The organism is Mesorhizobium sp. P3_A2 (assembly GCF_056403115.1).
Map to the genome: position 1 here is coordinate 309,011 of NZ_JBFUGC010000004.1, position 17,025 is coordinate 326,035.

Genomic DNA, 17,025 nt, shown 5'->3' on the forward strand with positions numbered 1-17,025 from the left:
AACGCTCTCTGCGCCCAAGGGTTGTCCTCCGAAGGGAGGACGCGATGCCGAATCCATTGAACCATGTCGAAACATTGCGGGCGGTGTCGGACCTGCTTCACCGCGCCCGCCTTATCATCCGCGATGGCGGGCATGCCGTGGCGATGTTCGAAATAGACACGTTGCTGCAGGTCGCCCAGACCGAGATTGCTCGCAACCTCGAACGCAGCGAGCGCTGAGCGCTGAAACCGGCCCATCGTCACGTGCGGGCCGCGAAGGCCTTCATCCCCTTCTTGATAGACTTGCGCGCTTCCGCGGCATCCTGCCAACCCTTGAACCTGATCTCCTTGCCCGTTTCCGACACTGACGAGCGAAAGAACTGTTCGATTTCGCGCCTGAGATGCTCGGGCACGTGATCCGCGACCGGCTCGTCTTCGGCGTCCTCCTTGCGCGGGCAGAGGATATAGCGGTCATTGCGCAGAGGCGCGCCGCCCCTCTCCTTCTGCTTGACCCGCAAGGCGCCCAGCAGGTCGCATTTGATGACGACGCCGGGGGCTGAGGCCGCCTGGTGGATGACCAGCCCGTCGAGGGGGTCTCCGTCCTCGCCGAGCGTCGACGGGATAAAGCCCCAATCGTAGGGATAGGTCATCCCGACCGGCAGCGGGCGGATATAGGAAGGCCTGGATGGCCGGGTCATAGGCCATTTTGGCGGCAGCGCCGCGCGGAGTTTCGATCACCACTCTGACCAGGCCTTTGGTCGTGGTCGGCAGTTTCAGATAGTCGGGCATCGTCTTGTCTTTCGCGGGTGACTCCGCATGGAACTTCAGCCGACGAAGAATGTTCCGAAGGCAGGTCCCTGATTCCGAAGGCGGGCCCCTGATTCCGAAGGCTGGACTTGATGGAGATAAGCTGATGACGAGAGCTGCTTTGCACCTGCTGAAGGGCGTCGGCTATCTGATTTCCACCGCAAGTGTCGTCCTGCTTGCGATCGTCAGTTGGTCGAGCGCCTCGCAAAGTCCGCTGCTGGTCGCCTGCCTGCTTGGCGGCGCTGCGGCATCGATCGTCGGAATGTTCTGCCGGTGGCTCACCTATGAGATCGAAAAGCGCCAGGAGCACAAATAGCGCCAGCCAGCCTGCCCTTCATTCGACGCCGATTAGGCCGTCGCAGCAGGCGTCTGTTTAATCGAAATCCATCGGAACCTGTCCCGGATGCAAGAGTTGAGAGGAACCCACCCTCAAGAAAGGACGAACAACAATGGCACCGACAAAGGCATCCTCCAAAGACCTGAGCAACCTCTTCCACGACACGCTGAAGGACATCTATTTCGCCGAGAAGAAGATCCTGGCGACACTTCCCAAAATGGCCAAGGCAGCGCAGAGCCGCGAGCTGAAGGCAGCCTTCGAAAAGCATCGTGGCCAGACCGAAGAGCATGTTGCCCGGCTGGAGAAAGTTTTCGCCGTCATCGGCAAGAAGCCGGTCGGCAAGACCTGCGCGGCGATCATGGGCATCACCGAGGAAGGCGCCGAGATCATGGACGAATACAAGGGCGCGGCAGCTCTCGATGCCGGCCTGTTGGCGGCAGCACAGTCCGTCGAGCATTACGAAATCTCGCGCTACGGCACCTTGCGCACCTGGGCCTCCGAACTCGGCTACAACGATGCGGTCAACCTGCTCGAGCTGACGCTCAGCGAGGAAAAGGAGACCGATACGGCGCTGACCCAACTCGCCGAGTCGGCCGTCAACGTCGCAGCCGAAGCCGCTTAAGCAAAGCAGCAGCGTCGACGGCACTTCACGGCATCTGCTCTGGAGCCTCGATGCCCACGCATCGGGGCTCTTCGCGCATCCAACCAGCGATCGGAATTCTCTCATGCAAATCATCCGGACTGAGGTCGACGACACGATCGGGCGCGGCGGCCAACCCGTTCGGCGCGTGGTTTTTTGCGGTGAAGGCGGCGAATGCGTCAGCGTCGACATGGCAAAGGCGCAAGCAGCCGAGAATGAGGGGGCGACTATCGAGCGGGCGAGAGCGGTGCTCGTGCAGACCGCCACCTTCGGTTTGGCGGCCAACGACTACGAGGCTGAAAGCAGCGGCAATTTCGACGAAGTCGCGGTGACCGCCGTCAACGACGAGAGCGGCGCGACCTACATTTTTGAGTATCGCGATGGCGACGGCGTCCGCCAGGTTCCCGCCTCGACGATGCCAAGTTTCGAAGCGGCCCGCCAGGAAGCCATCCGCTGTGCCGTCGACGTGCTGGCCGATCTGCAACCGGGCACCGACGATCTGTCCGGCTGGCTGGTGCGGGTGCTCGACGAGAATGGCGGCCTGCTCTGCTCGATCGACGTTTCCGAGGCGGAAGCAGCGCGCCAAGCCGAGGTTGCCGCGTTTTGAAAGCGGTGAGGATCCATGTAGTCGGGAGTTGAGGATGGCGGCGCGCGGCCTTGTTCATGGCCCTCTGGGAGAAACCTGCCTTCATCTGTGCGTCGACATGCAACGGCTGTTCGCGCCCGAAGGGCCTTGGGCAGTACCCTGGACGGAAAAGGTGCTCCCGGCGATTGAAGAGCTTGCCGGCAAACATCCCCATCAAACCGTGTTTACCCGCTTCATCCCTGCCGAGAAGCCCGGCGATGGAACCGGCATGTGGGCGCATTATTATCGACGCTGGGCGGACGTCACCCTTGCCAATATCGATCGCAGGCTCGTGGATATCATGCCGCGGCTGGCGCGTTTCGTGCCGCCCGCGACGGTGCTCGACAAGCGGGTGTATTCACCATGGACGGGAGGTCGCCTGGACGCTGCGCTGGCGGGGCGGGATATCGACACGCTCGTCATCACGGGCGCGGAGACGGACGTGTGTGTGCTTGCCACGCTGCTGGGTGCGATTGATCGAGGCTTCCGCGCGATCGTGGTGACTGATGCCGTCTGCAGCTCGGCCGACCAGACCCATAATGCGCTGATGGAACTCTACCGATCGCGTTTTAGCGAGCAGGTCGAGGCCGTTGCCATGCAGGACGTCTTGGAAAACTGGCACTAAGACAGGACCACGAGCATGAGAGCCTTCTTCCGAAACAACGGACTGACCGTTGCTTTGAGCGCGATGTTCCTGCTCAGCGTTCTGGGCATGATCTGGTCAGGTCAGGCGGCGCATAATGAAGATCTCCGGGAGCACGGCGCGCCATTGGTCGGCCTGGCAGCCTATGTGACGAGCGGCGACTTCGTGTCTGCCCTATTCGAAAATTGGGAAAGCGAATTTCTGCAGATGTCGGCCTATGTGATGCTGACCGCGATGCTCCATCAGCGCGGCTCGTCGGAGTCGCGCGATCCCGATGATCCCGACAGACCCAACGACCAGATCCGGTCGGCCATGCGCCGGCAGATGCCAATCCTGTCCTGGCTCTATTCCTACTCGCTGGGGATAGCCTTGGCCGTACTGTTCATAGCATCCTTCGTCCTGCACTGGTGGGGGAGTATGGCGGCCTCGAATGCCGAGGCGCTGCGCCATGGCGGCCAAACTCAATCGCTCGCAAGCTACCTCTTCGACGCAGAGCTCTGGTTCGAGTCTTTCCAGAACTGGCAGTCGGAATTTTTGTCGACAGCGGTGCTGGTGCTGCTCTCGATCGTCCTGCGGCACAAGGGCTCGCCGGAATCGAAGCCGGTGGGTGCAGCACATTCCGATACCGGTGACTAGGTAGGTCCGTGGCCTTCGCCCAATCATTGGCGGAACCGGCGGCTCGGATCTTTGTTTACGATCAACCCCAGGAGGATCGAAACATGACCGCGAATGAAAACCATCGTGAGACCGGTGCCACCAAATACCCGGCACGGACCGGTCCCGACCCGTCGGACAATTTCTCTCAGGATGCCGCGGCCAACAAGAAGCCGCCAAGTGGCATGGGCTTGACCCGGCCTGTCGGGGATGTCGACGACAAGACGCATCAATCCGACGGACGAAATCCTCCCAAGCCTGCCTCGCGCCCAGCCAGAAAATAAGTCCGGCTACCTGCATGAATAAAGCCCGCCTGCTAGGACATCTGACGGGCGGGTTCAACAAGTTCGGCATCTTTACTGATCGCCGTGCAACGCTGCCCGCGCCATCTTGTTCCGCTGACCTTGCGTCCCCGCCATAAACGTTCGCGCGGCGGAACAAAGCCCTCCAGTACTTGTTAGCCCCTCAGCACGATGTGTGCCTAACGAGGATCCTATTCATGAGAAACCGTATGCTTCTGGCTCTGGCCGCTGCCACTGCCATGACCTTCGCCCTGCCCGCTTTCGCTGCCGACAGCGCGCAGGATTTTGTCGACAAGGCCGCCGTCGGCGGCATGTTCGAAGTCGATTCCAGCAAGATCGCCGAGGGCAAGGCGCAGGACCAGGGCGTCAAGGATTTCGCCAAGAAGATGATCGACGACCATGGCGCGGCCAACGCTAAGCTCGAGACCATCGCCGGCGAGCAGAAGCTGACGGTGCCCAAGGAACTGGACGCCAAGCACAAGGCCGATCTCGACAGCCTGCAGACTGCCAAGGACGCTGTCGACAAGCCCTATGTCCAGTTGCAGCGCGATGCGCATTCGGAGGCGGTCACGCTGTTCGAGAGCTACGCCAAGGACGGCGACAACGCGCAGCTGAAGACCTTTGCCTCGGAGACCTTGCCTACGCTCAAGATGCATCAGGAGATGGTCGAGAAGATTGCCGCCACCGGCGCTTCCACCACCGGCGAGGCGGCCCCAGCCACGAGCTCGACCACCCCTGCCGTGACCACGACGGACACCGCCAATCCAGCCGCTCCCGTTCCCGGCGCCAACAGCTTCACCGAGGACCAGGCCAAGGATCGCATCCAGGATGCCGGCTACTCCGATGTGTCGAAGCTGACCAAGGACGACCAGGGCATCTGGCGCGGCCAGGCGACCAAGGACGGCAAGAACACCACCGTCGCGCTCGACTACCAGGGCAACATCGTTGCCGGCACCAACTGAACCGACTGAAACCAGATCGAGGAGATCAAGACCATGAAAACCGTAACCGGACTTTTCGACAATTACGATGACGCTTCCGATGCCGTCGGCGAGCTGGAGGCCAGCGGTATTCCGCATGCCGATATCAGCATCGTCGCCAACAATTCGGACGACTGGTACGAGGATGGCAACACCTCCAAGGCGGCTGAAGATGCAACCGGCGGTGCCGGCGTTGGCGCCGTCATCGGCGGCGCCGGTGGCCTGCTGACCGGTCTCGGCCTCATGGCCATCCCGGGTGTCGGTCCTGTCGTCGCAGCCGGCTGGCTGGCCGCCACCGCGGTCGGCGCCGTGGGCGGCGCGGTGGTCGGTGGTGCCGCCGGCGGCATCGTCGGCGCGCTGACCGATTCCGGCGTCTCGGAAAAGGATGCCCATGTCTATGCCGAGGGCGTTCGCCGCGGTGGCACGATGGTGACCGCCAGGGTCAGCGACGAGCTTGCCGGCGAAGCCGAGCGGATCCTAGGCCAGGCCAACTCGGTCAACCTGGAAGACCGCCGTGGCGCCTATGAAGCCGGTGGCTGGACCGGCTTCGATCCCAAGGCCGACCCTTACACCGACATCGAGGTGGAACGCGACAGGACGCGCAACGCCAGCCCGCTCTGATCATCGAAGCCCCGCCGCCGAAAGACGGCGGGGCTTCGTCATATCGACCACCCAGGATCCACTCGCTACCCAAGGAACCCGTCCATGTCCAAGTCTCCAAGCCGCGTCAGCAATCAGGCTGTCATCCACGATCAGAAGCTGGTTCGAGGCGAAGGGGGAGAATTGCATCAGATTGCCGAGGGCGACGTTCCCGCCCTCACCACCGCCCAGGGCGGACCGGTTTCGGACGACCAGAACTCCCTGAAGATCGGCGCGCGCGGGCCGACGGTGCTCGAAGACTTTCATTTCCGCGAGAAGATTTTCCATTTCGATCACGAACGCATCCCTGAGCGCGTCGTGCATGCGCGCGGCTACGGCGCGCACGGCTATTTCGAGACTTATGAATCGCTGGCCAAATACACCCGCGCCGACATCTTCCAGCGCGCCGGCGAGAAGACGCCGGCCTTCGTGCGCTTCTCCACCGTCGCCGGCAACAAGGGATCGTTCGACCTGGCGCGCGACGTGCGCGGCTTCGCTGTGAAGCTCTACACGCAGGAAGGCAATTGGGACATTGTCGGCAACAACATCCCGGTGTTCTTCATCCAGGATGCGATGAAGTTTCCCGACATGGTCCATGCCGTGAAGGAAGAGCCCGACCGCGCCTTTCCGCAGGCGCAATCGGCGCATGACAATTTCTGGGACTTCATCTCTCTGACGCCTGAGTCCATGCACATGATCATGTGGGTGATGTCGGACCGGGCGATCCCGCGCTCCTTCCGCTTCATGGAAGGCTTCGGCGTCCACACCTTCCGCATGCTCAACGCCAAGGACGAATCCACCTTCGTCAAGTTTCACTGGAAGCCGAAGCTCGGGCTGCAATCGGTGGCGTGGAACGAAGCGGTGAAGATCAATGGCGCCGATCCGGATTTCCATCGCCGTGATCTCTGGGACTCGATCAAGGCCGGCGCGTTTCCCGAGTGGGAATTGCAGCTGCAATTGTTCGACCAGGACTTTGCCGACGGTTTCGATTTCGACGTGCTCGACGCCACCAAACTGATCCCCGAAGAGATCCTGCCGCCGATCCCTGTCGGCCGCCTGGTTCTCGACCACATGCCGGACAATTTCTTCGCCGAGACGGAGCAGGTCGCCTTCATGACCCAGAACGTTCCGCCCGGTATCGACTTCTCCAACGACCCGCTGCTGCAGGGCCGGAACTTTTCCTATCTCGACACGCAGATAAAGCGGCTGGGCAGCACCAACTTCACCCACATCCCGATCAACGCGCCGAAATGCCCGTTCCACAATTTCCAGCAGGACGGCCATATGGCCATGCGCAATCCGGTCGGCCGGGTGAACTACCAGCCGAATTCGTTTGGCGAAGGTCCACGGGAATCGCCGCAGCATGGCTTCCGCTCGTTTGCCGAAGCCGAGCAGGGTCCCAAACAGCGCATCCGCGCCGAAAGCTTTGCCGACCACTACAGCCAGGCGCGGCAGTTCTACATCAGCCAGACACCGCCCGAGCAAGGCCATATCGCGGCCGCGCTGACCTTCGAACTCAGCAAGGTGCAAACCCCTGTCATTCGCGAACGCATGGTGTCCCACCTGCTCAACATCGATGAAGGGCTGGCCAACAAGGTCGGCGACGGGCTTGGTCTGAAGGCGATGCCGAAACCGGCCGATGCCGCCATTGCCACCAGGCAGGATTTGGCCGCTTCACCTTCGCTCAGCATCGTCGCCAACGGCCCCAACCGTTTCGAGGGCCGCAAGCTCGGCATATTGGTTACCGACGGCACCGATGCCGCGCTGCTCAAGGCGCTGACCGCTGCATTGACCAAGGCCGGTGCGGTGTTCGAAATCATCGCTCCCAAGGTCGGCGGCGCCAAGGCCAGCGACGGCAGCCTGATCGAGGCGCAGCAGATGATCGGCGGCGGCCCGTCCGTGCTCTACGACGCGGTCGCCTTGCTGCCGTCCAAGGCGGCGATGGCCGATCTGGTCAAGGAATCCACGGCGCGCGATTTCGTCGCCGATGCTTTCGCGCACTGCAAGTTCATCGGCTATGTCGAGGCGGCACTGCCGCTGCTTGACAAGGCGGGCATTGCCGACAGCCTCGACGATGGCTGCGTCGCGGTCTCCGGACCCAAGGATGTCGCCGGCTTTGTGTCGGCCCTCGGCGTGCTGCGCCTGTGGGCGCGCGAGCCGAAGGTGAAGATGGCATAGCCAAGCGTGGCCCTGGTTGGCACAAGCAAGGAGTTCGACATGAACGATGACAGCGACCGAACAAAGGTCACAGGCAAGGCGTTGCGGGTAAACGACAACAGCGCGAGCGAGCGCGACGAAACGTCCTCGCCGGCGCCGCCGAAGGCGCGCACCGATGCCGAACCGAACAAGGTGGAGGGCAACGCGCTGCGGGTGAACGACAACAGCGTCGAGGGGAAAGAGCCCGCCCCTTCGCCGGTCCCTGCTCGCAAGGAGTGAGCACGACGGGCGAGCCCGTAAGCTCGTCCGCCGCCAACGCTAGCGCATCAGCCCCGCTGCGCGCAGTGCATCTTCGATGACCTTGGTAATCCCGCCTGCCGTGCCGCGTGCGTTAGCAGGTTCCGGAGCGGGATCGACACGGACCGCGCGCGGCTTTTCCTTCGGCGCAAAGGGCTGCAACGCGGCGCCTGAAGCGGTCGCGGCTTTCGCCTTATGTCGAACGTCCGGCTTTGCCAGATCCCAGAAGCGGGCGATGTGGCGCGTCGAGGAAATCCCGACATCCAGCATGAACGGCCCTGCTTCGCCGAGGCCATCGTCGCCGCTCGTCTTCAGCGGTGTGCCGTGGCCCATGCCGGCAATGGTGAATGTCTCGACCACGTCGCGTCCATCGTTGTCGGACCAGACCTTCCGCGTCTGACCGTCGACCTTTTCCGTCCGTGCCGGCTTCTCGCCGACGCCGTGCACACTCTGCCATTGCGCCAGCACCGCGCCCGCGTTGGCCGGCACGACGGTGGTGTCGGCCGAGCCCTGCCACACCGAAATCCGCGGCCACGGCCCCTTGTGCGGCGAGGCCTGCCGCAACAGACGCTGCAGCTCGGTTTTGGACGGGCCGCCATGGCCGCGCATGCGGTCGAAGGCTTCGGGGATGGTCGAGGCGCTGCCGTAGGCAAGCCCGGCAATGATCGCGCCGCCGGCAAACACCTCCGGATAGGCAGCCAGCATCGCCGCCGCCATGGCGCCGCCAGCCGACAGTCCGGTGACGAAGATACGACTGCGGTCGAGGCCATGCGTGACGACAGCCGCCTCGATCATCTGGCGGATGGATAGCGCCTCGCCGCTGTCGCGGCGGATATCGCCGGGCACAAACCAGTTGAAGCAAAGATTGGCGTTGTTGGCGCGCTGCTGCTCCGGGAAGAGCACCGCAAAACCCTGCTCCGCTGCGAGCTCACTCCAGCCGGAACCGTGATCGTAGGCGGCGGCATTCTGGGTACAGCCATGCAGCACGACGACCAGCGCCGCCTGCCGCGGCAGATTGTCAGGAAGATAAAGCCGCGCCCGCAAGGCGCCGGGATTGGACCCGAACCCCGTCATGTCGGACAGATGGTCGTCCTTGCTCTGCATGGAGCCGACAGGCCGGCCGCGCATCGCGCTGAGGCGAGCGATCGTATCGGACATATTTCGCAAATCAGTATCCTTGCGCGCCGGAATGGCAGTCGTGCACAACGCACTCGCAGCAATATCGTTGCTGCACTGCACAATAACAAGCTGCACGGCGGATTAATGGCCGATCATACAATCCGTTGCGTGATGCCGGAACCAACACTCAAAACGACAGCTGCCTGAGCACCTTCAACCGGCGCTTGCGCAACCCACGCAACCCACCGGAAAACCACCGGTTGCAGGGCCTTTGGCGGCACCGAAGCGGCGATGCGAAAGCGCTTTTGCGCCAGTTCCGCGATCACACCATATGAACCGATCCAACCTCTGATACCTTGTTCAGCAGCGGGACTTGTCCCGCTTTGGCCGGTGCTTCAGGCAACCCCATCCCAACCCCCCGCCCCCTGTGGCGCCGGCCATCCCCTCCTTCTCCTTGTGAACCCAGTGATCGCCGACAGCGCTTAAGCCTGCGGCGGCTTCTTCTTTCTTGGCCGCGGCACGCCCTTTCTCGTCCGCGAAAGGGTCGGGATCGGCGGCAGCCAGATCACGAAACGGCTCGCCTGTCCGCATGGTCGGCTTGCCAAATCCCGCCATGCCGCCCATAGAACGGCTCGGACTATCATCCTGCTCCGAGAGGCTGCTGCCTGCAGCCATGTGCCAAGGATACCTCGATGTCTGTGACGCCTTGGTCAAAACCGTGACGACTTCCCTCGCAAGCCTGGGCTGGACCGAGTTCTTCGGCGATCAACTTGAGGCCGATGAGGCAGACCTCGTCCCGACGCGCATCGCCTCGGTGCACCGGGACCGCCTGACCGGCCTGTCCCAGGCAGGGCCGGCAGACCTGGCGCTGCCGGCGAATGCCAACACCGGCGACTACGCCGTCGGCGACTGGGTGCTCGTCGAGCCCCACACGCATCTGCTGCGCCGCCGCCTGACCCGCAAGACGGTGCTGGAGCGCCGCACGCAGGGCGGCAGGGTGCCGCAGCTGGCGGCGGCCAATGTCGATACGCTCTTCATCGTCACCTCCTGCAATGCCGATTTCAACATCGCCCGGCTCGAGCGCTATCTGGCGCTGGCCAACGAGGCCGGAACGACGCCGGTAATCCTGCTGACCAAGGCCGACACGGCTGACGATGCCGAGGCGTACCAAAGCCAGGCTGCGGCCCTGCAGCGGGGGCTGGCGGTGGTGACGCTGAACCCGCGCGTCGCCGATGCCGCAACCGCGCTCGCCGCCTGGTGCGGTGCGGGCCAGACTGTGGCGCTGGTCGGTTCCTCCGGCGTCGGCAAATCGACGCTGGTCAACACGCTGGCCGGATCGGCGCAGCAAGCGCCGCAACAGACCGCCGGCATCCGGGAGCACGATGCCAAGGGGCGCCACACCACCACGGCGCGGTCGCTGCACGCCATTGCCGGCGGCGGCTGGGTGATCGATACGCCGGGCATGCGCACGCTGCATGTCAGCGACGTCGCCTCCGGCATCGACACGCTGTTTGCCGAAATCACCGAGCTTGCCCCGCTGTGCAAATTCCGCGACTGCACCCATGTCCACGAACCGGGCTGCGCGGTGCAGGCTGCCTTGAAGGCCGGTACGCTCGATCCCGAGCGCCTGGCCCGCTGGCGCAAACTATCCGAGGAAAACCAGGGCAACACGCCGGTTCAGAGCGGCCCGCGCGGCAACAAGTCCCCCGGCAGTCGCCCAAAGCGGCGTTGAGCGGATAAGGCATTCCAGAAAGAGGATTCAGGAAGCCCGGCGATGTGCCTTCAAGCGCCCGGCTTGCGCCCGCAGATCAGAACGTAGCAATCATAGAAGCTTATATAGTCGGGCGTACCCTTGTCCGGCCATTTACCGCTGTCGAAATGGATTTTGAGAAGGCTTCTGCATTGCGCCACCTTCGCTGCATTGCCGTCTGGAAACAGGGTGACCAGCAGGCTTTGCGGCGCGCCAAAGGAAAACGCCGAGAGAACGAGGCAGCCAAGACTGGCGGCAAGGAACAGTTGGACGTTGCGCATTGTTACCGAATACGGAAGGGCCGGTGTCCTGACAATGAACAAGCCATATCATGATTAACACACGCGTAGCAGTGTTTTGTTTTATCCAGTAAAGCCGCCGAAGAGTACTTCGGCACCCAGATGCAGCCAGGTCAGATGAACCGCTGCAGCGCCTTCGGCAGGACAATCGCGTAGGGCAGCGCCGAGAACGCCTTCAGCGATTGCCTATGCCGCTAACCACAGCAGCTCGTCCTCTCACTTCACCCAAACCGCGCCGCGGTCCAGGCTCCGCCGGCCGCATTCGACTCCACCGCCGCCGCAACAAACTTCACACCCCGCGCCCCATCGACCACATCCGGCACCTGCGCCGCCCGCGCCGCATCCACCACCCCACCAGCGCGATGCGCGCGAATAATATCCGCGGCGTCGCGGTAGAAATTGGCGAAGGCCTCGATATAGCCTTCGGGGTGCGCCGCTGGCATGCGCGACACACGCTGGGCTTCCGCCGTCGAGCCATGACCGCCGCGCACAAGCGTGCGGGTTTCCTCGCCATAGACGGAGAAGCGCAATTCCTCCGGCCGGCCGCCCGACCATTCGAGCCCGGCTCTGTCGCCATAGATGCGCACGGAGAGGTCATTGTAGTGGCCGGGCGAGGTCTGGCTGGCGAGGATCGTGCCGCGCGCGCCGCCGGTCCAGCGCAGCAGCACATGCGCATTGTCGTCGAGCCGGCGCCCGGGCACGGCGGTGAACAGATCGGCCGAAACAGCCTCGGCCTCGCAGCCGGAGATGTAGCTTGCCAGGTTGAAGGCATGCACGCCGATATCGGCCAGCACCGCCGACTGCCCGGCGCGCGCCGGATCGGTGCGCCACTCCGCCTGCTTCTGGCCTTCGGCGTCGATCGGCTTCGTCAGCCAGTCCTGGATGTAGGCTCCGTGCACCGACACGATGCGGCCAAGTTCACCCGCCGCCACCATTTCGCGCGCCTGGCGCACCATGGCGTAGCCGGTGTTGTTGAGCGTGACGACGAAGCGGCGTTTTTTCGCTCGCGACAGCGCCACCAGCGCTTCGGCATCGCTGAGCGTCGTCGACAACGGCTTGTCGCAGATGACGTCGATGCCGGCTTCGAGAAAGACTGTCGCGATAGGCGCATGCAAGTGGTTGGGCGTGACGATGACCACCGCCTCGATGCCGTCCGGCCGCCCGGCTTCGGCTCGCGCCATCTCGCGATAATCGGCATAGCTGCGCTCCGGCGCGATGCCGATCTCGGCCGCCGAGGCAGCGGCATTCTCCGGGTCGGACGACAGCGCGCCGGCAACCAGAACGATCTGATCGTCGAGACGCATGGCGAGCCGATGCACGGCGCCGATAAAGGCATTGCGCCCACCGCCGACCATGCCGACCCTCAGCCGCTTGCCCGCCGATCCGTCCGATGTTGCGTAGACCATGTTTCCTCCCGGGAAGACTGTTTTGTTGCCGTCGTCGAGTTCTGTCCCGCCCGTAGAGCGCTGCTTTTGACCGCTCGCATCAATCACCGCTTTCGAACACGATTTCCAATTTTCATATTGTAAAACGATCGTATCGCGCTAGCCTGAAATCATGAGTGGGGCAAGCAAGGGACGATCGATCGCCGACGAGGCGGCGACGCGCAAGCGCGGGCGCTCGCTGGCGGCACTCGGCTACATCCAGCCACAGACTTACGAGGAGCTGCGCGCGGTGCTGTCGTCGGGCACGGTGCATTTCCCCAAGCGGCTTCGGCAGGTGGCGATTTTCCTGTGGCAGCATCCGAGCGATGTCGCGCTCGGCACCATCGCGCAGGTGGCGGCACAGGCCGGCGTGCAGCCCTCGACGCTGGTGCGCTTTGCGCAGATCTTCGGCTATTCCGGCTTTTCCGATTTCCAGGGCCTGTTCAAGGAGCACATCAAGGGATCATGGCCGGAAGGGCGCGGCGAGCCGCGCACCGAGACCGAACCCAATCTGCATTTCCTGCACGGCATGGTTGGGGCATCGCAGGCCTCGCTCGGCCGCATCGAGGCCGGCTTCGACGTCAAGAGTTTCGACAAGATGGTGGCGCTGCTGGCGGATGCCGAGCTGATCTATGTCATCGGCTCCAAGCGCGCCTTTCCCGTCACCGCCTACCTGTCGCTGACCCTCTCGCAGCAGGGCGTGCGCAACGTGCTGGTCGACAATGTCGGCTCCTCAGCGCTCGACCAGATCGGCTGCATCGGCACAAAGGATGCGGTGCTCGCCGTCTCCTTCAGTCCTTACAATTCAATCACTCCCGATCTGGTCGCGGTGGCGCATGAGCGCAAGGCGCGCATCGTCACCGTCACCGACAGCACCTTCAGCCCGCTGATCCCGCTGTCGGATGCCTGGCTGGAAGTGGTGGAATCCGACTTCGCCGGTTTCCGTTCGCTGGCGGCATCGCTCGCCGTAGGGATGGCGCTGGTCCATGGGGTGGCGGCGCGACGCGGAGAGTGAGGCGTCGCTGGCACAATTGACTATCGGGAATTACCGTTCCATATCTAGAAAAATAGAAACTTTGTTCCGGGAGGAGGAATGGAGATCCGGCTTGACGGCAAGGTGGCCTTGGTCACCGGGTCGACGCAAGGCATTGGCCGTGCCATTGCCGAAACGCTGGCGCGTTCCGGCGCCGCCGGCCTTCTCGTCACCGGGCGCGAGATAACGCGTGGCAAGGCCGTGGCGGCAGAGCTTTCGCAATTGGGCACGCCGACCATCTTCGTTGCCGCCGATCTTGCCGACCCGGAGGCCCCCGCCCTTCTGGCGCAAGCCTGCATCGAGCGCTTCGGCCGCATCGATGCGCTGGTCAACGCCGCAGGGCTGACCGACCGCGCCTCTTTCCTCGACGCCAGCCTCGACGACTGGGCGGCGCTGTTTGCCGTCAATGCGCGTGCGCCGTTCTTCCTGATGCAGGCGGCCATTGCCGACATGAAGACGCGCGGCCAGGGTGGCGCTATTCTCAACATCCTGTCGATCAACGCCCATTGCGGCTCACCGGAGCTTGCCGTCTATTCCGCCACCAAGGGTGCGCTGGCGACGCTGACCAAGAATGCCGCCAACGCCCATCGCTTCGACCGCATCCGCGTCAACGGCATCAATGTCGGCTGGACCGACACGCCGGCCGAACGCATCATGCAGGCTGAAACGCTGGGCAATGGTCCGGGCTGGCTCGACAAGGCCAACGCCGCGCAGCCTTTCGGCCGGCTGCTGACGCCGAACGACATCGCCAGCCTTGCCGTCTTCCTGCTCTCCGACGCCGCGGGGCCGATGACCGGTGCCGTGATCGACCAGGAGCAAGCGGTGATCGGGGCGAACCGATGAGCGCCATCGAAACGCTTGGGCCGGCGTTGCTCGACCGTTTGCCGGCATCGGTCCAGACACCGTCCTACGACCGCACGATGCTGGCGCCCGGCATGGCGCATCTTGGTGTCGGCGCTTTCCACCGCTGCCACCAGGCCGAATACACCGATGATCTTCTGTCGCTGCGCTTCGACCGCTGGGGCATCGTGGGCATCAACGTCCGCCCGCCCAGCCTCGCCGACACGCTGGGACGACAGAGCGGGCTCTATACAAGGCTGATCCGCGAAAACAGCCATATCGAGGCACGCGTCATCGGCAGCATCGTCCGGGTGGTCGACAGCGAGGAGAGTGCGGCACCGGCGCTCGGCGTGCTGGTGTCGCCTGACATCGAACTGGTGACGATGACGGTGACCGAAAAAGGCTATTGCCACATCCCGTCGAGCGGCGAGCTCGACCTTGGCCATCCCGACATCGTCCACGACCTCGCCAACCCCGAGACCCCGCGCAGCGTGCCCGGCCTGTTGGTGCGGGCGCTGGAGCTGCGCATGGCCACGCATGGAAGGCCGCTGACGCTGCTCTCCTGCGACAACATTCCGACCAATGGCGTCATCCTCGGCAATGTCGTGCGCAGCTTTGCCGAACGGCGCGGCAATGGCCTGGCGGATTGGATCGCGGCCAATGTCGCTTTCCCCTCAGCCATGGTCGACCGCATCGCGCCGGCGGTGACGCAGGCCGACCTCGACAGCGTCGAGCAGTGGTTCGGTTATCGCGACGGCGCTGTCGCCGTCGGCGAGCCGTTCCGGCAATGGGTGATCGAGGAAAAATTCGCCGGCCGCATGCCGCGCTGGGATCTGGTCGGCGCCACCTTCGTCGACGATGTCACGCCGTTCGAGCATCTCAAGATGCGGGTGCTGAACGGCGCCCAGACGACGCTTGCCACACTCGGCGTGCTGGCCGGGCTCGAACACACATCGGATGCCATGGCCGACCCGCTGCTGTCGGACTTCATCAGGCGCATGCTGGTCGAAGAAACGCTGCCAACGCTGATGCCGGTGCCCGGCATCCTGCCGCTCGCCTATGTCGAGCAGAGCCTTGCCCGGCTGAAGAACACAGCTATCCGCCACCGCAACCACCAGGTCGCCACCGACGGTTCGCAAAAGATCGTCCAGCGCCTGCTCAACCCGATCCGCGATCGGCTGAGCCAGGGCGCCAGCATCGGGCTGCTGTCGGTGCCGGTCGCCGGCTGGATGGCCTATCTCATCCAGGCCTCTGACCGCTTCGGCAAACGCTGGCCGGTGTCGGATCCCTATGCCGATAAGGTCGCCGACATCGCCGACATGACCGGCCATGATGCGCAGGCGCTGGCGTCCGCCATCCTCGCCATCGACGGGATATTCGACCCCGGCCTCGCCGCTGACGAGACATTCCGCGCGGCCGTCACATCGGCGCTGGGCGACCTGCTATCGGACGATCCGATGGCGGCCGTTCGGCACAGTCTTGAACGAGATGAGGTCGCACGGTTGAAGCGATCCAAACAATCGGCATTATAGGTTCCGGTCGTGAAGCCACGACCAAGGGAGGCACTATGAAACTTGGACTGCTGACGGCACCGTTCGCGGAGACGCCGCTTGCCGAAGTCGCCGATTGGGCAAACGCGGCCGGCTTCGAGGCCCTGGAGATTGCCTGCTGGCCGAAAACTTCCGGCGCGACGCGACGCTATGCCGGCACCAGCCACATCGATGCTGCTTCGACCTCGCCTGCGCAGGCCAAGGAGATCGTCGCCTCGCTGACGGAGAAGAAGCTGACCGTCTCCGGCCTTGGCTACTATCCGAACCCGCTGCATCCGGACCCTGCGCACCGCGAAGCCGTCATCGGCCATCTGAAGAAGGTCATCGTGCTGGCCGCCAACATGGGCGTGCCGGTGGTCAACACCTTCTGCGGCGGCGATGCCTCGAAGACCGTCGACGTCAACTGGCAGGATGCGCTGAAGGTCTGGCCCGAAATCGTCGCCTATGCGCGCGATCACGAGATCAAACTCGCCTTCGAGAATTGCCCGATGATCTTCAGCTATGACGAGTGGCCGGGCGGGCACAACATCGCCTATTCGCCGCAGGTCTGGCGCCGCATCCTGGAGGCCTGGGGCGGCGAGGTCGGCATGAATTTCGACCCCTCGCATCTGATCTGGCAGATGATCGACCAGGGCCGCTTCATCAGGGAATTCGGTCCCTACATGCTGCATGTCCATGCCAAGGACCTGATGATTGGTCATGATGGACTTTATGAGCGCGGGATCCTCTCGGCCGGGATAGGCTGGCAGGTGCCGCGCATGCCGGGGTTGGGCGATGTCGACTGGAGCGGCTTCTTCTCCGGCCTCTACCGCGCCGGCTATGACGGCTCCGTCATCATCGAGCACGAGGACCGACGCTTTGAAGGCAGCGATGATCAGGTCAAGCGCGGTTTCCTGCTTGCCCGCGACGTGCTGCGTCCCTTCGTCAAATGACGAGGCAACAACTTGGTTT

Annotated in this window: 20 protein-coding genes; 15 read left to right on the plus strand and 5 right to left on the minus strand. The window is 63.6% G+C overall.

All coding sequences use genetic code 11. From position 1 onward, the window contains the following. The first annotated feature begins 44 nt into the window (after nucleotides 1-44). On the plus strand, nucleotides 45-218 hold the full coding sequence (locus tag AC1DXM_RS11825) for a hypothetical protein (RefSeq protein ID WP_477233197.1): 174 nt from the start codon (nucleotides 45-47) through the stop codon (nucleotides 216-218). Between the two features lie 20 nt (nucleotides 219-238). On the opposite strand, the gene AC1DXM_RS11830 is transcribed toward AC1DXM_RS11825, so the two are convergent. After that, a complete protein-coding gene (locus tag AC1DXM_RS11830; protein ID WP_477233198.1) occupies nucleotides 239-676 on the minus strand; it encodes an inorganic diphosphatase in 438 nt (145 codons plus the stop codon). 215 nt (nucleotides 677-891) lie between these two features. Between AC1DXM_RS11830 and AC1DXM_RS11835 the strand changes: the two genes are divergently transcribed. The 9 genes from AC1DXM_RS11835 to AC1DXM_RS11875 all read left to right on the plus strand — a co-directional run bounded on the left by AC1DXM_RS11835 (nucleotide 892) and on the right by AC1DXM_RS11875 (nucleotide 8,041). Then, a complete protein-coding gene (locus AC1DXM_RS11835; RefSeq protein WP_477233199.1) occupies nucleotides 892-1,101 on the plus strand; it encodes a hypothetical protein in 210 nt (69 codons plus the stop codon). 133 nt (nucleotides 1,102-1,234) lie between these two features. Then, nucleotides 1,235-1,744, plus strand: coding sequence for a YciE/YciF ferroxidase family protein (locus tag AC1DXM_RS11840; RefSeq protein ID WP_477233200.1), 510 nt, complete (start codon nucleotides 1,235-1,237; stop codon nucleotides 1,742-1,744). 103 nt (nucleotides 1,745-1,847) lie between these two features. Beyond that, on the plus strand, nucleotides 1,848-2,369 hold the full coding sequence (locus AC1DXM_RS11845) for a DUF6894 family protein (protein WP_477233201.1): 522 nt from the start codon (nucleotides 1,848-1,850) through the stop codon (nucleotides 2,367-2,369). A gap of 34 nt (nucleotides 2,370-2,403) precedes the next feature. After that, entirely contained in the window at nucleotides 2,404-3,012 is a 609-nt protein-coding gene (locus AC1DXM_RS11850; RefSeq protein WP_477233202.1) for a cysteine hydrolase family protein, read from the plus strand. 15 nt (nucleotides 3,013-3,027) lie between these two features. Then, complete coding sequence (locus AC1DXM_RS11855) at nucleotides 3,028-3,666, plus strand: DUF6766 family protein (RefSeq protein WP_477233203.1); 639 nt, start codon at nucleotides 3,028-3,030, stop codon at nucleotides 3,664-3,666. A gap of 517 nt (nucleotides 3,667-4,183) precedes the next feature. After that, on the plus strand, nucleotides 4,184-4,948 hold the full coding sequence (locus AC1DXM_RS11860) for a DUF4142 domain-containing protein (protein WP_477233204.1): 765 nt from the start codon (nucleotides 4,184-4,186) through the stop codon (nucleotides 4,946-4,948). A 33-nt stretch (nucleotides 4,949-4,981) separates the two neighbouring features. After that, nucleotides 4,982-5,587, plus strand: coding sequence for a general stress protein (locus tag AC1DXM_RS11865; RefSeq protein WP_477233205.1), 606 nt, complete (start codon nucleotides 4,982-4,984; stop codon nucleotides 5,585-5,587). An 84-nt stretch (nucleotides 5,588-5,671) separates the two neighbouring features. Beyond that, nucleotides 5,672-7,783: a catalase gene (gene katE / locus AC1DXM_RS11870; protein WP_477233206.1), complete on the plus strand. Its 2,112-nt coding sequence runs from the start codon at nucleotides 5,672-5,674 to the stop codon at nucleotides 7,781-7,783. Between the two features lie 39 nt (nucleotides 7,784-7,822). Next, nucleotides 7,823-8,041 carry a hypothetical protein gene (locus tag AC1DXM_RS11875; RefSeq protein ID WP_477233207.1) on the plus strand — a complete coding sequence of 73 codons (219 nt, stop codon included), beginning with the start codon at nucleotides 7,823-7,825 and terminating at the stop codon, nucleotides 8,039-8,041. A gap of 39 nt (nucleotides 8,042-8,080) precedes the next feature. On the opposite strand, the gene AC1DXM_RS11880 is transcribed toward AC1DXM_RS11875, so the two are convergent. Next, complete coding sequence (locus tag AC1DXM_RS11880) at nucleotides 8,081-9,226, minus strand: extracellular catalytic domain type 1 short-chain-length polyhydroxyalkanoate depolymerase (protein WP_477233208.1); 1,146 nt, start codon at nucleotides 9,224-9,226, stop codon at nucleotides 8,081-8,083. Between the two features lie 312 nt (nucleotides 9,227-9,538). Then, nucleotides 9,539-9,853: a hypothetical protein gene (locus AC1DXM_RS11885; protein ID WP_477233209.1), complete on the minus strand. Its 315-nt coding sequence runs from the start codon at nucleotides 9,851-9,853 to the stop codon at nucleotides 9,539-9,541. Here AC1DXM_RS11885 and rsgA point away from each other — a divergent pair. Continuing rightward, nucleotides 9,852-10,910 (plus strand): ribosome small subunit-dependent GTPase A, encoded by a 1,059-nt coding sequence (gene rsgA / locus AC1DXM_RS11890; protein ID WP_477233210.1) that lies wholly within the window; start codon nucleotides 9,852-9,854, stop codon nucleotides 10,908-10,910. The genes AC1DXM_RS11885 and rsgA overlap by 2 nt on opposite strands. A gap of 50 nt (nucleotides 10,911-10,960) precedes the next feature. On the opposite strand, the gene AC1DXM_RS11895 is transcribed toward rsgA, so the two are convergent. Both AC1DXM_RS11895 and AC1DXM_RS11900 read right to left on the minus strand, forming a co-directional pair. Then, a complete protein-coding gene (locus AC1DXM_RS11895) occupies nucleotides 10,961-11,209 on the minus strand; it encodes a hypothetical protein (protein ID WP_477233211.1) in 249 nt (82 codons plus the stop codon). Between the two features lie 239 nt (nucleotides 11,210-11,448). Next, nucleotides 11,449-12,633, minus strand: a complete 1,185-nt coding sequence (locus tag AC1DXM_RS11900; RefSeq protein WP_477233212.1) for a Gfo/Idh/MocA family protein — start codon at nucleotides 12,631-12,633, stop codon at nucleotides 11,449-11,451. A 151-nt stretch (nucleotides 12,634-12,784) separates the two neighbouring features. Here AC1DXM_RS11900 and AC1DXM_RS11905 point away from each other — a divergent pair, with 151 nt between their 5' ends. From AC1DXM_RS11905 to AC1DXM_RS11920, 4 genes are all read left to right on the plus strand, one after another. After that, nucleotides 12,785-13,666: a MurR/RpiR family transcriptional regulator gene (locus AC1DXM_RS11905; RefSeq protein ID WP_477233213.1), complete on the plus strand. Its 882-nt coding sequence runs from the start codon at nucleotides 12,785-12,787 to the stop codon at nucleotides 13,664-13,666. Nucleotides 13,667-13,744: 78 nt separating this feature from the next. Continuing rightward, nucleotides 13,745-14,527: an SDR family oxidoreductase gene (locus tag AC1DXM_RS11910; RefSeq protein WP_477233214.1), complete on the plus strand. Its 783-nt coding sequence runs from the start codon at nucleotides 13,745-13,747 to the stop codon at nucleotides 14,525-14,527. Then, nucleotides 14,524-16,056 carry a mannitol dehydrogenase family protein gene (locus AC1DXM_RS11915; RefSeq protein WP_477233215.1) on the plus strand — a complete coding sequence of 511 codons (1,533 nt, stop codon included), beginning with the start codon at nucleotides 14,524-14,526 and terminating at the stop codon, nucleotides 16,054-16,056. Before AC1DXM_RS11910 ends, AC1DXM_RS11915 begins: the two co-directional genes overlap by 4 nt. A gap of 35 nt (nucleotides 16,057-16,091) precedes the next feature. Continuing rightward, nucleotides 16,092-17,006 carry a sugar phosphate isomerase/epimerase family protein gene (locus AC1DXM_RS11920; RefSeq protein ID WP_477233216.1) on the plus strand — a complete coding sequence of 305 codons (915 nt, stop codon included), beginning with the start codon at nucleotides 16,092-16,094 and terminating at the stop codon, nucleotides 17,004-17,006. The last annotated feature ends 19 nt before the right edge of the window (nucleotides 17,007-17,025 follow it).

Bases quoted from the DNA above. Each gene is read 5' to 3' on its own strand.
- AC1DXM_RS11825 (WP_477233197.1), top strand. From the start codon at position 45: ATGCCGAATCCATTGAACCATGTCGAAACATTGCGGGCGGTGTCGGAC.
- AC1DXM_RS11830 (WP_477233198.1), bottom strand. From the start codon at position 676: ATGACCCGGCCATCCAGGCCTTCCTATATCCGCCCGCTGCCGGTCGGG.
- AC1DXM_RS11835 (WP_477233199.1), top strand. From the start codon at position 892: ATGACGAGAGCTGCTTTGCACCTGCTGAAGGGCGTCGGCTATCTGATT.
- AC1DXM_RS11840 (WP_477233200.1), top strand. From the start codon at position 1,235: ATGGCACCGACAAAGGCATCCTCCAAAGACCTGAGCAACCTCTTCCAC.
- AC1DXM_RS11845 (WP_477233201.1), top strand. From the start codon at position 1,848: ATGCAAATCATCCGGACTGAGGTCGACGACACGATCGGGCGCGGCGGC.
- AC1DXM_RS11850 (WP_477233202.1), top strand. From the start codon at position 2,404: ATGGCGGCGCGCGGCCTTGTTCATGGCCCTCTGGGAGAAACCTGCCTT.
- AC1DXM_RS11855 (WP_477233203.1), top strand. From the start codon at position 3,028: ATGAGAGCCTTCTTCCGAAACAACGGACTGACCGTTGCTTTGAGCGCG.
- AC1DXM_RS11860 (WP_477233204.1), top strand. From the start codon at position 4,184: ATGAGAAACCGTATGCTTCTGGCTCTGGCCGCTGCCACTGCCATGACC.
- AC1DXM_RS11865 (WP_477233205.1), top strand. From the start codon at position 4,982: ATGAAAACCGTAACCGGACTTTTCGACAATTACGATGACGCTTCCGAT.
- katE (WP_477233206.1), top strand. From the start codon at position 5,672: ATGTCCAAGTCTCCAAGCCGCGTCAGCAATCAGGCTGTCATCCACGAT.
- AC1DXM_RS11875 (WP_477233207.1), top strand. From the start codon at position 7,823: ATGAACGATGACAGCGACCGAACAAAGGTCACAGGCAAGGCGTTGCGG.
- rsgA (WP_477233210.1), top strand. From the start codon at position 9,852: ATGTGCCAAGGATACCTCGATGTCTGTGACGCCTTGGTCAAAACCGTG.
- AC1DXM_RS11885 (WP_477233209.1), bottom strand. From the start codon at position 9,853: ATGGCTGCAGGCAGCAGCCTCTCGGAGCAGGATGATAGTCCGAGCCGT.
- AC1DXM_RS11895 (WP_477233211.1), bottom strand. From the start codon at position 11,209: ATGCGCAACGTCCAACTGTTCCTTGCCGCCAGTCTTGGCTGCCTCGTT.
- AC1DXM_RS11900 (WP_477233212.1), bottom strand. From the start codon at position 12,633: ATGGTCTACGCAACATCGGACGGATCGGCGGGCAAGCGGCTGAGGGTC.
- AC1DXM_RS11905 (WP_477233213.1), top strand. From the start codon at position 12,785: ATGAGTGGGGCAAGCAAGGGACGATCGATCGCCGACGAGGCGGCGACG.
- AC1DXM_RS11910 (WP_477233214.1), top strand. From the start codon at position 13,745: ATGGAGATCCGGCTTGACGGCAAGGTGGCCTTGGTCACCGGGTCGACG.
- AC1DXM_RS11915 (WP_477233215.1), top strand. From the start codon at position 14,524: ATGAGCGCCATCGAAACGCTTGGGCCGGCGTTGCTCGACCGTTTGCCG.
- AC1DXM_RS11920 (WP_477233216.1), top strand. From the start codon at position 16,092: ATGAAACTTGGACTGCTGACGGCACCGTTCGCGGAGACGCCGCTTGCC.